Source organism: Cytobacillus sp. IB215665, from assembly GCF_033963835.1.
GTDB lineage: Bacteria > Bacillota > Bacilli > Bacillales > SM2101 > Nanhaiella.
In genome coordinates this window covers 13,369-30,092 of record NZ_JAXBME010000030.1, presented here as the reverse complement: position 1 = coordinate 30,092, position 16,724 = coordinate 13,369, and the positions used below count along the sequence as shown (strand labels likewise).

The 16,724-nt window shown below is 31.3% G+C and carries 13 protein-coding genes and 2 pseudogenes; all 15 read right to left on the bottom strand.

The annotated features are described in order from the left end of the window. Positions 1-126: 126 nt before the first annotated feature. Complete coding sequence (locus tag SLH52_RS22540; RefSeq protein ID WP_320211448.1) at positions 127-984, bottom strand: LysR family transcriptional regulator; 858 nt, start codon at positions 982-984, stop codon at positions 127-129. An 811-nt stretch (positions 985-1,795) separates the two neighbouring features. Next, positions 1,796-2,662: an SDR family NAD(P)-dependent oxidoreductase gene (locus SLH52_RS22535; protein WP_320211447.1), complete on the bottom strand. Its 867-nt coding sequence runs from the start codon at positions 2,660-2,662 to the stop codon at positions 1,796-1,798. Positions 2,663-2,677: 15 nt separating this feature from the next. Then, a complete protein-coding gene (locus tag SLH52_RS22530; RefSeq protein ID WP_320211446.1) occupies positions 2,678-3,253 on the bottom strand; it encodes a hypothetical protein in 576 nt (191 codons plus the stop codon). A gap of 126 nt (positions 3,254-3,379) precedes the next feature. Beyond that, positions 3,380-3,994, bottom strand: coding sequence for a TetR/AcrR family transcriptional regulator (locus SLH52_RS22525; RefSeq protein ID WP_320211445.1), 615 nt, complete (start codon positions 3,992-3,994; stop codon positions 3,380-3,382). 353 nt (positions 3,995-4,347) lie between these two features. Beyond that, positions 4,348-5,046 (bottom strand): hypothetical protein, encoded by a 699-nt coding sequence (locus SLH52_RS22520; protein ID WP_320211444.1) that lies wholly within the window; start codon positions 5,044-5,046, stop codon positions 4,348-4,350. A gap of 213 nt (positions 5,047-5,259) precedes the next feature. Continuing rightward, positions 5,260-5,958, bottom strand: a complete 699-nt coding sequence (locus tag SLH52_RS22515) for a Crp/Fnr family transcriptional regulator (RefSeq protein ID WP_320211449.1) — start codon at positions 5,956-5,958, stop codon at positions 5,260-5,262. A 299-nt stretch (positions 5,959-6,257) separates the two neighbouring features. Then, the gene (locus tag SLH52_RS22510; protein WP_320211443.1) at positions 6,258-8,762 is read right to left on the bottom strand and encodes a M56 family metallopeptidase; all 2,505 of its coding nucleotides are present in this window, start codon (positions 8,760-8,762) and stop codon (positions 6,258-6,260) included. Positions 8,763-8,788: 26 nt separating this feature from the next. After that, complete coding sequence (locus tag SLH52_RS22505; RefSeq protein ID WP_320211442.1) at positions 8,789-9,172, bottom strand: BlaI/MecI/CopY family transcriptional regulator; 384 nt, start codon at positions 9,170-9,172, stop codon at positions 8,789-8,791. Positions 9,173-9,408: 236 nt separating this feature from the next. Then, positions 9,409-11,364, bottom strand: coding sequence for a M56 family metallopeptidase (locus tag SLH52_RS22500; protein ID WP_320211441.1), 1,956 nt, complete (start codon positions 11,362-11,364; stop codon positions 9,409-9,411). 42 nt (positions 11,365-11,406) lie between these two features. After that, positions 11,407-12,480, bottom strand: a complete 1,074-nt coding sequence (locus tag SLH52_RS22495) for a hypothetical protein (RefSeq protein WP_320211440.1) — start codon at positions 12,478-12,480, stop codon at positions 11,407-11,409. Next, positions 12,480-12,653, bottom strand: coding sequence for a hypothetical protein (locus SLH52_RS22490; RefSeq protein ID WP_320211439.1), 174 nt, complete (start codon positions 12,651-12,653; stop codon positions 12,480-12,482). Before SLH52_RS22490 ends, SLH52_RS22495 begins: the two co-directional genes overlap by 1 nt. A gap of 535 nt (positions 12,654-13,188) precedes the next feature. Beyond that, a pseudogene (locus tag SLH52_RS22485) lies at positions 13,189-13,443 on the bottom strand (ATP-binding cassette domain-containing protein); the annotation flags it as partial. Positions 13,444-13,454: 11 nt separating this feature from the next. Continuing rightward, positions 13,455-14,510, bottom strand: coding sequence for a DUF418 domain-containing protein (locus tag SLH52_RS22480; RefSeq protein ID WP_320211438.1), 1,056 nt, complete (start codon positions 14,508-14,510; stop codon positions 13,455-13,457). A 740-nt stretch (positions 14,511-15,250) separates the two neighbouring features. Beyond that, positions 15,251-15,964 (bottom strand): annotated as a pseudogene (tnpC, locus tag SLH52_RS22475) (IS66 family transposase); the annotation flags it as partial. Between the two features lie 109 nt (positions 15,965-16,073). Then, positions 16,074-16,466, bottom strand: a complete 393-nt coding sequence (locus SLH52_RS23475) for a UPF0715 family protein (RefSeq protein ID WP_413785578.1) — start codon at positions 16,464-16,466, stop codon at positions 16,074-16,076. Between the last annotated feature and the right edge of the window lie 258 nt (positions 16,467-16,724).

The window sequence follows — 16,724 nt, the reverse complement described above, 5'->3', positions numbered from 1 at the left end:
CATCACCCACTTAACCTTCACTCGCTTCGCATTGTTTTGGTTTGAAGTGGAGGTCTTCTGTCTGGGGTTGATAAATAGTTAACATGCTTTTTCTACCTATTACTAGCAATGAAATTGCATTGGTAGTTAATTTGTAATTATTTCTCTTAACTTTGTTACAGCTGTTGGATTTGAATTAGAGGCTTTAGTTGCTAATCCTATCGTCCGATGTACATTTTGATGAAAGGGCCTAGTATATACAATGTCTGTATTTGGTACCATAATTTCTGGTATAATACCAACTCCGATTCCAGCACTTACCATATTAATAATAGAACTTATATTATTTACTGTAAATCGTGTATGTACATTATTATTAAATTGACTAAAAAAGCTATTAATAGGATCATTTTCTCCCTCTTGCAACAGAATAATAGGTTCTGAAATTAACTTTTCTATTGTAGGTTCTGTCTCTTCTCGTAGCGGATGTTCATGTGGTAAAACTAAGCAGTAGTTGTCTCTTTTTAAAATAGAAACATCCAACATTGTATTATGTAAAGGTAGATATACAAACCCTAAATCAATAGTTTCTGCGACAATCCAATTTACAATTTCCTCATGACTACCTTCCCAGATCTCAACATCAATTACAGGGTTATTTTGTTTAAATTGTTTTAACTTATTTAGAAAGAAATTATTTATTGTATGGTTCAAAAAACCTATACGCATTTTTTCACTCTCACCATTATTAATTTTTAGTATTTCTTCATTCAATTGCTTAACTTCCTTTAAAATTTTTGTTGCATAGATTTTTAATTTCTCGCCATTTTTCGTAATTTTAATTCCTGAATAATCTCTGCTAAAAAGTTTAAACCCTAATTCTGACTCTAAACTTGAAATAGCATGGCTTACAGCTGATTGACTCAATCCAATGACTTCCCCCGCTTTTGTAAAGTTATTAGTTTCTGTAACTGTAAAGAAGATTTCTAATTGAACAATTGTCATTTCCTTGCTCCCTCTTTTACACCTAGAGTATATTTTGAATGAAGATCTGCTAACTAAATAATTTTTGTAACATTCAACGACAAAATATATTTACAAGTTAATTGTTTGATATTGTTAAAAAAGCAAACTACAGGTAGTTTTTTAGAATTTACGCCACTAACTCTTGTTATTAATAGTTCCTATATTCAAATGTTAAAATAAGGGTTGTTAGCTTGTCATTAAGCTTACATTAAAATACCATATCATTCTTTTGTTACTTATTATTATAAATAATGGGATTTTTTATGGAGATGACTAATGTCATGATTTAAAGGAATTTCTTCTTGTAACAAGAAGTGAAATCTCGCCAATAACACCCTTACAGGTTGTTTAAAGTAATTGCTTCCTAGGTAAAAAAACTAACTTGTCCTAAATTTATTAGGCTACGCCGCGTGAACTATGAGTTCTAATCTTTATAAGTAAACTAACTGACGAATACCTTCGTTTTTGATATTCAAAGACGGAATACTCTTTCATTCAGATAGAAAAAGTTCGTCGTTTATTTGTTCGCAATTCGAACTAGTTTTAGAAGAAGGAGACTTCTTTCGGAAGAATAGTAAGTGAAAGGGAAGAAATTTTGTTTTTTGTTTCTCCAACAAGCAAAACATTTAGGGGTTATATCATAACAAAATAGTAAAAGTCTACTATATTTAAATAACCCACTTAGTCTCTTTGGTGGATTAGAATATCTAATCTTATATTCAGAGAAATAGTGGAGTTGCTACCTCTAAAACTGTAGCAACTCGCATATTCATTAGAGATATAGTGGCTATCACATATTTATAAATTTCATGGATACATCCATTACCCTGTTTATATTATCAAAGTCGTAGCTGTACTTAGATGAGCGAACCATTTTATTTTTTTCATCATAATATTTTCCCGTGACTTCATTAACTTCATTAGAAGTTGCCAAATAAGTGTACGTTTTTGCCATTTCTTCAGGGGTTATAGAACTTTTGCTCTTAAGAATATATCCCAACTTTTCAATGTTTGAAAGGTTAGGGTAACGGCTGAGATCAACTTTTACATTTGTTACTCGTATACTATTCACCGTTATATTTGTTTTTTCTAGTTTCTTAGCTAGCCAATAGGAATACATGACTTGAGCAATTTTAGATTGATAATACATCTTAGCTACATTAAATTTTCGATTTCGAAATTCAGGGTCTTCCAGGTCAACTTGTAAATAAGGATGAGCAAGCAAACCTTTTGAGGATATTGTAATAATTCTACCCTGAGGACTACGCTTAAGCGACCCTAATAACAGTTGTGTTAGTAGTACTGGGCCTAAGTGATTGGTTGCCCATATACTTTCGATCCCTTCTTTTGTATACTTGACTTTTTTTTGTGTGATATCAAAGATTGCTGCATTGTGAATAAGGACATCTAATCTATCATATTGTAATCGGAATTTTTCTACCATATCCTTTATTGATGATTGTAAAGATAAATCCACAAGCATTAATTCAATTGAACTGCTATTGCTCGCTTTGCGTACTTCTTCTAAAGCTATCTCTCCTCTTTCCTTACTTCTACATGCCAGTATTACATGATAACCTTCTTTTGCTATCTGTATAGCTGCTGCTTTACCGATTCCTGTATTAGCCCCTGTGATTAGACATGTTTTAATATTCATAAAAACAACCTCTCTCTATTGCTTTGCTTTTTTCTCTAGCCTTTTAAAACCAAAGGCTATGGCACCTATACAAATTATTAGGCCTAACATGGCAGGAATAAAGATTGATGTTCCAGATTCCCCACCCTGAACCACACTCCAAATCATTTTACCGATGGTCATAAGGATAACAACAGAAATTCCAAGCTTTAAATTACGTTTCCAGAGAACTACTCCTAAAGCAATGAATGATATAGGTATTAGAAGGGTTTGTGAAATTAGTGAAAAGTTCAACTCCCCCTGTAAGTACACCATTTCCATTGCCAAAAATTGATTTACAAGCTCATTAGTAGTTTCGGGCTTAGGAAACCAAAACATGCTAGTAAATTGCAAAAATATTGTTGCTGAAATACCTGCCAAGCTCCTCTTGTAAGCAAAGAAACAAAAAGGTATTAGAAACAACGGCCTGACATACCAGCTTAATACATTGTGATGCCTTTCGAAAGTCCAATTAAAAAAGTCTTGATTCGTTCTAAATAAAATTAAAAAAGTTATTGTGAAGATGGCAAAAATAAGGGCTACCATCATATCAATTCGTTTTTTATTCTTCATTATCATCATCCTTTTTATTATTCTAAGCTCTTGTTTTATACAACTACATATGAGATTTTCCAATCAGGTGGAGGTAAATGCTCTCCCTGACTTCAGGATGTTTAAACTTTAACGTTAATAAAGGTTTCATTGTTTTTTTAAACCATACTTCATAAAATCAACAAAAAGTTCTAAGTTTTGAAGTGTTCTGTTCAGATCAAAATCGTCTTCTTCATTGAATATTTCATTAAAATGGGAAAACATGTAACTTACAGATTTCACAATAAAATCTCTTGGAAATTCCTCCTTAAAGATTCCATCCTCTACTGCCTTGTCAATCATGTTTACAAGAATTTCACCAGAATCCCTTCCAAGTGTATTTATTGCGACTTCAAATATTTCATTATTTTTTTCTTTGAGCATCATCTTAGTTAACTTGTAGTACTTCGGGAAAGTAATGGCAAACTCTACACCAATTCTAGCCTGTAGCTTAAACATATCAAAAATATCTATTTCAGCATTTCTCTCTTTGTATTCATGAATCTTATTATTAATAAAGTCCCATTTTGCTTTTGAAGAAGACTCCAGTAAAAAAATATATAGTTCTTGTTTATCTCCGAAATGATAGTAAAAAGTACCTTTGCTTATACCTGCCTTCTTTATGATGCTATTTAGTGAAGCGTCTTCATAACTTTTTTGCGAAAAAACGTCTAGTGCAGCTTCAAGTAGTTCTTGCTTCCTTTCAAATGATTTTTCCTTCAATTTGGCTATTCCCCCTTAATTTATTTATAAACCAGTTAGTCTAGACCAGGTGGTTTATAAATGAATTATCACTTTTTATTATCGTTGTCAAATATTATTTCCATGTAGTTCGAAACGTAAATATAGTAATTGATGTTATACTACTTGCCATTTGGTCCTTTATTGTAGTGTTATCAGCGAGCTTGATTTAATTAAGTTTAATGAATTTTTATCAATTTCAAGCCAGAAGCCCTCACACTAATCTAGATCGTGAGGGCTGAATAATGAGGATGAGGATAAGCATTAAATCTATCATCAAAGTTTTAGGAGGGATAATGGTGAAGTCATACTCAAAAAAACCCCTATATAAGAGGTTAAAGTTTTAAGTAATTCGGTTTTTTATTTTCAATGATTTTGTAGAAAATTCCTATCAGAAACCTTGCAAATGGTGTGGTAAAGGGTAGTAAAATAAAAGCATAAAGTGCCCCCCATACTAAAGTTCCTTCAACATTTATCGTCTCCATACCACCTCTAACGATAGTTTCGCCAAAAATCGCACCAATTGTTCCACTGTATAAGGTTACTAGAAATGCACATATAAGACTTATTGCCCAAAGTTTTTTATTAGACAATTCATTTCTATTGTGAAAGTATCCTCCTAATATTGCAAAAGTAATAGTAAAAGGAATTATTACAGAGTAATATAACCAACTTTCCGACCCAAAGAATAAAGTTATTCTGCCACCAGCCCATACTATTCCTATTTGGGCAAATAAAAAGACTGTAATGATTGAAAATAGAGTGCCGGCAAATAGGATTATGAGAGATGTGCATATAAAACTTAAAAGCCAACGTACTTTATTAGAAAATTCATTTCTATTTCTAAAATATCCTCTTAATATAGCAACAGTAAACGTTACAGGAATTATTACTAAGAAATACAACCAATTATTTATCAAAACAAAATGGATTCCACTAGCCACGGCATATCCTAATAAGATAAATAAAAATGTTGTAATGAATGAAAATAAAACACCGAACATAAGACCTTTTAACCAAGAAATGTTTTTCATAATTTATTCACCAACTCATGCTTTTTTTCAAATAAAACAGATTTATCATTGTTATTATTTTTTCATCTTATTCAAATAGAAGAATATAAACATAATGAAATTTATATCATAAACAACAATATTTACGAAAAATAGCGTTATTATAAAAACGGTAACCCAATAGAACCTTCCATATAAATAACAAACATTTCTAAAATAATGTTGTTTATAACCCTACAATTCATATAAATTCTTAATTACCATTTCTTTTAATTTGATTTCATTTATAATTTTAATCTCATTCTTTTCTTTCATAATCAGTCCTTGATCAGTCATTTTTTTGATCGTACGTAAAAGATGTCGGTTACTTGTTCCGAGAAGCTGAGCTAACTCAATGATTTTAACAGTATAACTAGGTTGAAATGAACCTACTTTATTACTTACCTCCAATAAGTATCTTGCTAACCTTTCTTCTAATGATGTGTATACAAATAACCATAATAAATCAGTTGTAAGTGTAAGCTTTTGAGCTAACAATTCATTTAAATATTTCATAAGCTTTAATTTATTGTTCGGGGTTAGTTGAGATAAATCAGACCATGAGATTTTTAGAACATAAGATTCATTCATTGTTTCAAGGTAAAAGGATGGATGTTTAAATTGTTTTGTTACATATTCTAATTCTCCGAAGACACTAAATGGGTTAAAAAACTTAAAGAGAAAAACTTTCCCTTCTTGATTAATGGTATAGGCTTTAACTTTTCCCATAACTAAAAAGTGTAAATTTTGCATATTATCTTTCGAATCAATAACTAGTTCCCCTTGATCATACCTGCAAAGGGTCAGTTTAGAGACCATCTCTTCCGGTAGAAAATTAGAAATTGACCATTTAGAAATAAAAGATTCTTTTAAAAAGGTATCTTCTACTATCACCAAGTTTCTCTCTCCTTACAACATAATAATTTTTAATTTTCAGTTATTTTTATGTGCAGATAAATTCTTTTATATTTATTATTCTTTAAAGCAGAACTATTGCATGAGAAAGAATAGAGTGTAGAGAAATACTTTTCTCCTCTACACTCCTCTTGTAAATATTGATAGAGTATTAGATTGCTAAGGTCCTTATACTCCCAAAATGCATTTTCTGTTCTAAATCCATTGAGGTATTACGCCATTCATTCTTTTATTTTTGGGTTGACTAACATTTTTGGAATTTTTATCATTAATTAAACTTATTGTTTTGTTAGTTGTTTAACGAGATTATCAAAATAATCAGATACCTCATCTTCATGTATTTCCTCATCATCAATAGAGATATTCAACCATCTTGGACTCCAACGATTAAAATCAATTTTATATTCATTCCCATTATAAAAGCCTGTAAAATGGATGACTGTACTATCTAAACTAGCAATAATCCATGTTGGTTTCGAGAATTTGTCATTAAAAATTTCATATATATATTCACCATTTTGTAGTTTGAAATTCATGATCTTAGCTTTTATTAATTCTAAATCTTTTTTATCAACATACTCGTTACTTCGCAAATCAATAAATAGTGGTGAATTACTTAACTGTGGTAATGGATTACTTATTGGATCTACAAAAATGAAGTGACTAACAACAAATATTCCTCCGACTCCTTTTTTGCTAGGTTGAATTAATTCTAACTGGATTGACCTTCCATCAAGAAGCCTATATTGAATTATCTTTTTCGTTTCTTCATCAACGATCAATTTAGAATCAGTGTTCTCATCTACCTTTATGTGATTCATCATATCTAAAAACTCTCTGGCTACTTGTTCAGGATCAAGCAATCCAGACCTATGTCCTTCATCAACTTGTTTCTGTAATTCGTCTAACTCTTGTTGAGAATATATAGCATTATTATTGTTATTATTCTTATCAGTAGAGGTAGCTTCTTTATGCTTAACAATAACATCTACAGGTCCAGAAGCCTTTTCGCTAATCGGTTTGTATTCAAAAAATTCTTGTATTAATTGCTTAATCTTTTTTTCCATTTCATTTGCTTTTGGATCTGAACTATTAATATCCGTATTAACAATAATTGGATCATCGATTGTTAATATGGTCGTAGAACTAACTTTTAGTTCTTCAATTTCCTTTAACCCTAAATCAATTGCTAAAACAACTTTATACCAATACTCACTTAATTCATCCATGCCAAAATATGTTACTTCTTTAAAGTTGATACTCGTACCTCTTTCAATAGAAAGGTCGATAAATTCTGTGTGATAGTAGTTGACCTCTTCAGGGTTTGTTATCAATTCACCATCTCTATAGAATTTGAGAATTAACATCGAAGGGGAAATACTTGCTGTAACCTCGATATTGTGGTCTTGTTCCATTTGAGATTCTATCTCTTCAAAAAGCATAAATTTCTTATCCCATCTTTCATTCCACCCATTACTGTCCACCCAATCTGCAAGAACATTTACTTTGTATTCATTATAATTTCGTGATTTAAGTAACTCTTCAACACTTTGTTGTACGTCCCTTTTGAATGTGTTAAATTCCTCTTCAGTATAAGGATCTTCACTAAGTATAGGATAATACGTGATGGTAACTTCTTTATTAACTCTAGAAAACTTTAAATCATATTGTACGCCCTGAGCGACAGATATAATTTCCTCTTCGATACTAAAAGTTTCATAGGTATCGATTAAATGATTAGAAGTAGCATTTGTAAATGTGGTAAACCCTGAGAGGATAATTCCAACAGCTAACATACTTGAAAGAGAAATCCATTTCCAAGATGGTTTATTAAACATAGTAATTCTCTCCAATCTTAATTTCATATGTGAACGACTTGTTGACATCCCAATTGATCGTGGGATTAATGTTTTCTTTGATATTTGTTCTATTACTGTAAGAAGGGAAAAACCATACTCTAAGTGCTCTTCTCTTTTTAATCGTGATAACACAGACGCATCGCATGAAATCTCGCAATCTTTCCTCATCGCGTAAAAGCTACACCATATGATTGGATTAAACCAGTGAATTGCTTGAACGAAGATGATTAGCCAATGAATAAGGATATCATTACGCTTAACATGTGTTAGCTCATGTAATAGTACAAACTTTATTTCATTACTGGATAGACTATTTAACATATTTTTATTAACAAGGATTTTTGGTCGAAAAAAACCAACAACAGAAGGTGTACCCATTGAGTCATCATAAATGATTTGAACTTTGGCTTTAACCTTCAATTTCTTCTTACATTCTTCTAGAAGATTTAATAATTCATAATTTTCACACTTTTCATTCTTTGTTAATCTCCAATGAAAATGGAAATTAACTATTAACATTATTAACAGTGTAATGGTAGCTCCAGCTATCCAAATAATAGGTAATATTTGCTTTAAAGATTTAATAGAAACTACCTTTTCTTTATCTCTACTAATTACGGGTGACACTTCTTCTATTACATTGTTGCTTTCTTGTTTTTCAATCGTACTGATCTGATTATTAGTTCCTTCAAATTCTTCTGAATTTGAAGTGCTTAGTTCTGGCTCTTTTTCAGGCATTAATAATGAAGTTTCAAAACTATAAGGTATGATTAGCCTAGCAATTAACAACAACCAAATATAATAGTGCCAATGAGCAGACATCTTATTATGAAATCCTTTTTTCATAAGGAAAATGACACCTGTCATCACACTGCCTAATAGAGACAAGCTTAAAACAAGTGAAAACAAGCCTTGTACATCCATTTCCTCACCACACTATTCACACAGAATTATTCTTCATTCTCTCTTTTTTGTTGAAGAAGTGTTTTTAATTCTTCAATCTCTTTTTCAGTCAGCTTCTCATCTTTGATAAAATTTGTAATAAACATTTGGCGAGATCCAGAATAGACTTTTTGTAAAAAAGATGTTGTCTCCATCTTTCTACATTCCTCTGCAGATATAAGTGGGAAAAAGAGTTTAAATCGTTCTCCCTTTTTAACACCTAGCACTTCTTTTTTTACTAAACGATTTATTAAGGTGTGTATCGTTTTTGGATTCCAATCTGTCGTACTACTTAATTGATGAATAATTTCAGCAGAAGTTAAGGGTGAGTTTTCCCACAAAACCTCCATGACTCTCCATTCTGATTCAGATATCTTTGATTGGTTATTCATTTGGAACATCTCCTTATACACGACTTATGTACTACAAGTGTAATATTTAATATTAATATTACACTTGTAGTATATGTTTTGTCAATGGTAATTTGGATCAAATTAATTATTGATAAAGATGATGAAATGATAATACTCTTCTTTACCTAATCTTTGAAAAAAATAATTGAAATTCTATTAAAACGATAACCATGGTTATTTAGTATTATCAACTTGGAAGCTAACAACGAATAACTTTAGTTGATTCTGATATTATTTTCATCTAGTACAACAATTTCAAAAATTTCACTAGCATCATCATTGCTTAACTTCTCTTCTCCCATGGATATAAGAAATTCGTTAGCTTCAAAAACGAATTGATCTACTATACCCGATTGTAAGAACTCTGTAATTATTCTCTCGATTTCACTTCCTAATAGTTCGGCTTCTTTATCAGCATTGACCATAGATGTTTTTACATTTATTTGATTAAGATCGGGGTCAAACCATGGCGTATAATTTATCTTTAGCGCTTCACTCTCATTTATTAACCCTTCTATTATTGTAGACCCCACCTTTAGATAAATATCATTGACCACATATTTTTTTACGTCAAACCTGTGTACTTGAACTTTTAGCGGATCAGAAAATCCATTTCTTAATAAAATATCTCTGAACATATCCTCTACTTCAAAATCAGTTCTCTTATCATTATCAGATATCCCTAGGGTTATTGTGTTATACATATGGTTGTCATCAACACTAGCACCGTACCTCCAAATTTTATGCTGATTCCATACCTCTTCAAGTGCTTTATCGATCTCTTTATTTTTATTCTGAACCTTAATATCAACTTCATGAGGTCCATCAAGGTTTTCAGTTTGAAATAACGTAATTTCAAATCCTTCATAACCATAGGAATTCAATATATCTTGGATACCATTTATTACGTCGCCTTTTATATCATATATTTCCTGCCCAGAAGCTAAAACTGCAACTTTGACATATTTTTCAGGTGCTGAAAAATCTTCTACACGTCCCTCATACCCGTTCTTTTTTAAAATATCTTTAGTTTCATCGAAGATCTCATCCCACATCTTTGGTCTTACTTCGGTTTGTTCATAATACATAGAACTTAAGTAGTCATTCTCGATATCTGTTAAATCATTTGAAGTAGTATTAGTAAATGTGGTAAAGCCTGATACGATAATTCCTACAGCTAAAATACTTGAAAGAGTAATCCATTTCCAAGATTGCTTTTTAAACATGGTAATTCTCTCCAATCTTAATTTCATATGTGAACGACTTGTTGACATCCCAATTGATCGAGGGATTAATGTTTTCTTTGATACTTGTTCTATTACTGTAAGCAAGGAAGACCCATACTCTAAGTGTTCATCATTTTTTAGTCGTGATAACACAGACGCATCACATGAAATCTCGCAATCTTTCCTCATCGCGTAAAAGCTATACCAAATGATTGGATTAAACCAGTGAATTGCTTGAACGAAGATGATTATCCAATGAATAAGGATATCATTTCGATTAACATGTGTTAGCTCATGTAATAGTACAAATTTTATTTCATTACTGGATAAACTATTTAACATATTTTTATTAATAAGGATTTTTGGTCGAAAAAAACTAACAACTGAAGGTGTACCCATCGATTCATCATAAATAATTTGAACTTTGGCTTTAACTTTCAATTTCTGCTTGCATTCTTCTAGAAGATTTAATAATTCATAATCATCACACTTGTTCTTTTTTGATAATCTCCAATGAAAATGAAAATTCACTAATAACATAATTAATAAGGTGATTGTAGCACCAGCTATCCAAACGATTGGTAATACCTGTTTTAAAGACTTAATAGAAACTATCTTTTCTTCCTCACTACTTTTTACCGGTAACACTGCTTCCTGTAAATTATTGCTTTCTTGTACCTCAGTTGTATTGGAATGATCAATAGTTCCTTCAAATCCTACCGAACTAGAGGTACTTAGTTCTGGTTCTTTTTCAGGCATTAATAACGGAGTTTCAAAACTATAAGGTATGATTAATCTAGCAATTAGCAATAACCAAATATAATAGTGCCAATGAGCAGACATCTTATTATGAAATCCTTTTTTAATAAGGAAAATGACACCTGCCATTACACTTCCTAATAGAGACAATTTTAAAACAAGTGAAAATAAGCTTTGTACATCCATTATCTCACCACACTATTCAAAGTGAATTATTCTTCATTCTCACTATTTTGTTGAATAAACTTTTTTATTTCTTCTATTTATTTTTTTAGTAAACAATGTTGATCTATGTCTTTCATCAACTTGTTGCTGTAATTCGTCCAACTCTTGTTGAAAATATATCACGTTATTATTCTCAATTGGCTTAACTTCTTTGTTTTGAACAATAACATCAAATGGTCCAGAAAACTCTTCGCTAATGGGTTCATATTGAAAAAATTCGTTTATTAACTGTTTAATCTTTTTTTCTACTTCTTTAGCATTTGGATCTAAACTATTAATATCCGTATTAACAATAATTGGATCATCAAACGTTAATATGGTTGTAGAAGTAACTCTCAGCTCTTCAATTTGCTTTAACCCTATGTCAATAGCATCAACAACATTGTCCCAGTCTTTATTACTATATTTATTCTTAAAACCAAGTTCCTCACCATAAACGTTTACGAGACTTGTTGTTACTTCTTTAAAGTTGATACTTGTACCTTTTTCTATAGCAAGATCGATAAATTCTGTGTGATAGGTGTTAACCTCTTTCGGGTTTGTAATGATTTCACCATCTCTATAAAAAGTTAGTTGAGGGTGAGTGCCTGCTATAACCTCAATATTGTGTTCCTGTTCCATTTGAGATTCTATTTCTGAGAAGATTTTATATTCTTGTTCCTTTTGACGTTCCTTTTCTTCATCCAGTCTTTTAAGCCATTCATTATGGTCTACCCAATCTACAAGAACATTTACTCTGTAGTCATAATAATTTCTTGATTTCAGTAAGTCTTCAACACGTTTTTGTACATCCCTTTGGAATGCTTTGAATTCCAGTTTAGTAAAAGGATAATCAGTAACATTAGGGTAATACATAACAGTAACTTCTTTATTAACAGTAGAAAACGCTATATCATAATAATCTAAATACTTGGCCTCTACGATAGACTTTATTTCCAACTCGATATTTAAATCTTTATAAATATCGATTAAATTATTAGCCGCAACATTTTTTATCGTGGTAAATACTGGATGGATAACTCCTGTAGCTATCTTACTTGAAAGAGTAATCCATTTCCAAGATTGTTTTTTTAACATTAAAACTCCCTCCAATCATATTTTCGCAGGTGAACAAATTGTTGACATTCCAAATGATCTCGGGATAAATGTTTTCTTAGCTTGTGCTCTATTACTCTATGTGTTCTTTTCTTTTTAATCGTGATAAAACCGTGTGTCCATTCTGATTCAGTTATCTTTAATTGACTATTCAAATGCAACATCTCCCTATATACACATATAATATTACAAGTGTAGTACCTAATAATGATATTACACTCGTAGTACACACACTGTCAATGGTTATTATTACTAAATATTATTGTTCTTAAGGAAGTTGAATGAATAATATCTCGGTAAAGAAACACCAAACAGAAGTAGTATGGTTGTTATAATTTAATCTTATAATACCGACTGTTTGATTAAATATAATGGCTTTCTATCATTTGTGTTTTAGTACAATTATCTATTAAAAAAAATTGTTCTTATTTGTCTTTTCATATGTTTATTTTATAGGATTAAACACCTTACAAATGATGACATCTGTCATTGTAAATAATGGAAAACAATCACCCGTCATCTTTTTTAAAGGTTGCTGAATCAATTCCATTATGTTCCAAAAAATAACTTCAAAGATAGGAAAAAGCTATCCGTAATTGATATGATTCTTGGTTAGTTAATCTTAGATGTACTTTTCTCTTAAGTATCTAATTATTAGACAAAAAACAGTGGCATTTGGCTTCAAAGTAAGCGGAAATCGGATAGCTGCTCCTTCATTTCTGTAATATCTGTACCAGCGATATGAACAGTACCGTCTGTGGTCTTATCTAAAGTGGAGATAACATTTAATAATATAGTTTTCCCTGAACCAGATGGTCCCATCATCCCAACAAATTCACCTTCTTGAATAGAGAACGACACTCATTTTAAAGTATGCGATTGGTTCTCGCCTTTTTTATCGTATACTTTTATTTCGTTTTTCACGCCTACAACTGATATATTCATTTTGTAACCTTCTATTTTTTCCTATTCAGTGGTGCTTCGAGTTTATTATTTAACAAAGGTGTTAATTTCCAATACGTAAAAACACGCCAAACCCACTCAAGTGGTCCCATTTTAAACAGTCGCAGCCAAGCTACGCTGAAAATAATTTGAATCACGTATATTGTTAGACAAAGCAATAGTGTTTGGATGTACGTAAGGTTAGCTGTGAAATTGAATAGGTTTCCAGCTAGAAAAATGAAAGCAGTTTGACCAAGATAATTAGTTAATGCCATGCGGCCGTAATATTTAAGAGGAAATAATAGTGTTTGCACTATTTTTGTTTGCAAAAGCAACAGCAGTAACCCTACATAAAAAGCAGAAAGAATTGCCCCGACTGTTACACCAGTTTTTAAAAAGTAACTTGCTTTATCCATTGAGCCGTCTTCAGATGTAACAATCATATTTTGAAATGGAATTTCAGGTATTTTTTGGTATTGAGCAAACAATCCAATCCCGGAAAGGGCAAACATAACCAATGTAAAAGCAAGAATTTTCTTTGTTTTTTGCGAAAGATTTTCAAACACTTTAAACTGGCCACAAGCAAGCCCTAATAAAATGAGAGGCAAGGTTAACAGTAATTTTTCCCCCATGACACCAAACACAATGATTAACATAATGCTTAAATATAAATTTACATGCTTGTTCAATTTATAAAATGGTAAAACAATGAAACCACAGATGGCATAATACTTTAATGCTTCTCCTGGTTGAAATATTGAATGTAAAACCCCAACGGCTAATAATGCAACAAGTCTACGTAAAAATAGAACATATCCTTTCTTCCCTTTTGCATTAGCTCGGGTAATAAAAATATAGAAGCCTACTCCAAATAGAAAAGAAAAAATTGAGTAAAAACGACCTTCCACAAATAAATATAGAAATCTTTGATAGCTAGCATCAATCGTATTTGGGTCTGGTATGTCTATATCTAGAAGTGTGAGGATATTGACTAAAATAATGCCCAGCAATGCGAAGCCTCGAATGTAATCAAGTGCATCAATTCGTTTGTTAATGATGCTTTTTTCCATATGACAACTCTCCTTTCATTGATTATCTTACAGAAGGTAATAAAGGAAACCTATCGTTTTACCTTACAAATATCTTACATATTTGTAATACGAAATAAGAGACAATTGTTACTTTTGTTTAGCCATTCATTTGATTCTTTTTGAACCTTTAATTTGGTAAAATCATAAACAGAAGGTGCAAAAAATTAAGAAAAACAATATTAAAGAGTCTGGGACATAACAGTATTTATTAATAGATTAATGAGGTGTCGAGAGACTGATATGTAATTGAACATTTATATTATAGGGATTATCCTCAGTTCGGAATGTAATGGAATAAGGAGCAAGCATGGAGGAAGAGATTCCAAGGAGCTATGAAGTATTTGGACAAATTTTTTTGTTATGCTACTCTATGTAAAGTTAGAAGTTTGATGAAAAAGTGCAGATAAACTAAATGCTCCTTAGTGTATGCTAATATTCATTATCGTCACTTTCTTACGCGAGATAGAAAAACAGCCATTTCTAAATGGAAAGACTCTATTTCTTAAACTGTTAAATCCTCCGATAGCTATTGAAACAAATTTTATCTCTAGTAAAGTTTATTTTCTGATTGCACATGAATGTAAACCTGAAGCTTTCTTCCAAATACTAAGAAAAATTACTTTGGAGTATTTTCAAAAAGTAAACGTCAAACAACCCAGAAAACAAGAATGAATTTGTTTCTGGATTACTTTTTATTTGGTTTACTTTTTATCGGAACTCTACAAATCTCGGAGAGACTCGTTGACCGACCAAGGTAAGACTTTATCGATTTCCTCTTTATTAGTTAAATCAATATTAGGTAGCGTTTCAAATAAGTAGCACAGATAATGATAAGAGCTCAACCCATTTTCTTTTGCCGTTTCAGCTACACTATACTTAATGGCACTACCACAAGCACCTCGCGGTGTATTCGAAAACATCCAATTTTTTCTCCCAATGACAAATGGCTTAATGGAACGTTCACTTCTGTTATTATCAATTTCTAAATGATCGTCTAATAAAAACGCTTCGAGACGATTCAATTGGTTTAAACAATAGGTGATCGCTTGTCCCAGAGCGCTTTTAGGTAGAACGCGATCTTTCTGTTCATGAAGCCATGCTGAAAAAAGGTCCAAAATGGGCCTGCTTTTTTCAAGTCCCTGCTCATATCGCTCTATAGGGCTAAGATCTTTCAGTTCCCTTTCTATGAAATAAATTTGATTACAGAAGTGTAAACCTTCACTTGCCTTACCCTTTTTCTTCTTCTGTGAATCAGGTAAAGCCTTAAAGGCTTCATCAAATTTACGTCTCGCATGTGCCCAACATCCCACAAGGGTGACATCTGGGACTTGATGATAACCACTATATCCATCTACTTGTAAAAAACCTTTAGAACCCGTAAAAAAACGTTTCGAATGTTCCCCTGCTCTTGTTGGTTGATAGTCATAGAGAATAGAGGTGACTATCCATAAACCTCATCTATAATTCTCTGAAACGGTCAGATAATAATATACATGAAGTAAATGTTGCAACATTCACTTTCTCTTGCTGTACTATTTGAAACTAGTAACAAGTATTTTCTCTTTCATTTAGTAATAGTGATTCCCAAAACCAAAAGGTTATTGATGTAGTAACTACATATATATAAATTTCAGTGTTATTAAAAAAAGAGCGACTCATAATAATAGAATTAATTAAGATATGAACAATTAAAGAAACAAATAGATAAGTAAAGAAATTTACTAAACTAAACCTTCTATGCATTTTTATTCGTTTTAATAGTATATAGGTTGGTAAAGCGAACAGTAAATAAAATAACAAAAAGATAAAAGAGATAATAAAAATAGGATAAATAACACTAGACCCTATGCTTAATTGGTATCCCTCCAGCCAAAAATATAATATAGACATTGTTAGAGAGGATAAAACTAATAAATTCACTATTTCTCTCCACATGTATCATACCTCCTATCAACACGACAAATTTGAACTTTCCACTATATATATGAAAACTTTTTACAGCTTCTGCTAAGCTAGGCCTCAATCTTCTTTTATTATACAAAGTAGAAAGTTTGCTAGAAATAATAGTGTGTAGAGAAAAAATTCTTTTTCTCTACACACTTCTGTAAGACTTCTTGGAGTCAATTGTCCAAGTTAGATTAGAGAATTATTTATTAAAGTTGGCATAAATATACTCCCCATTAGTGAGTTGAT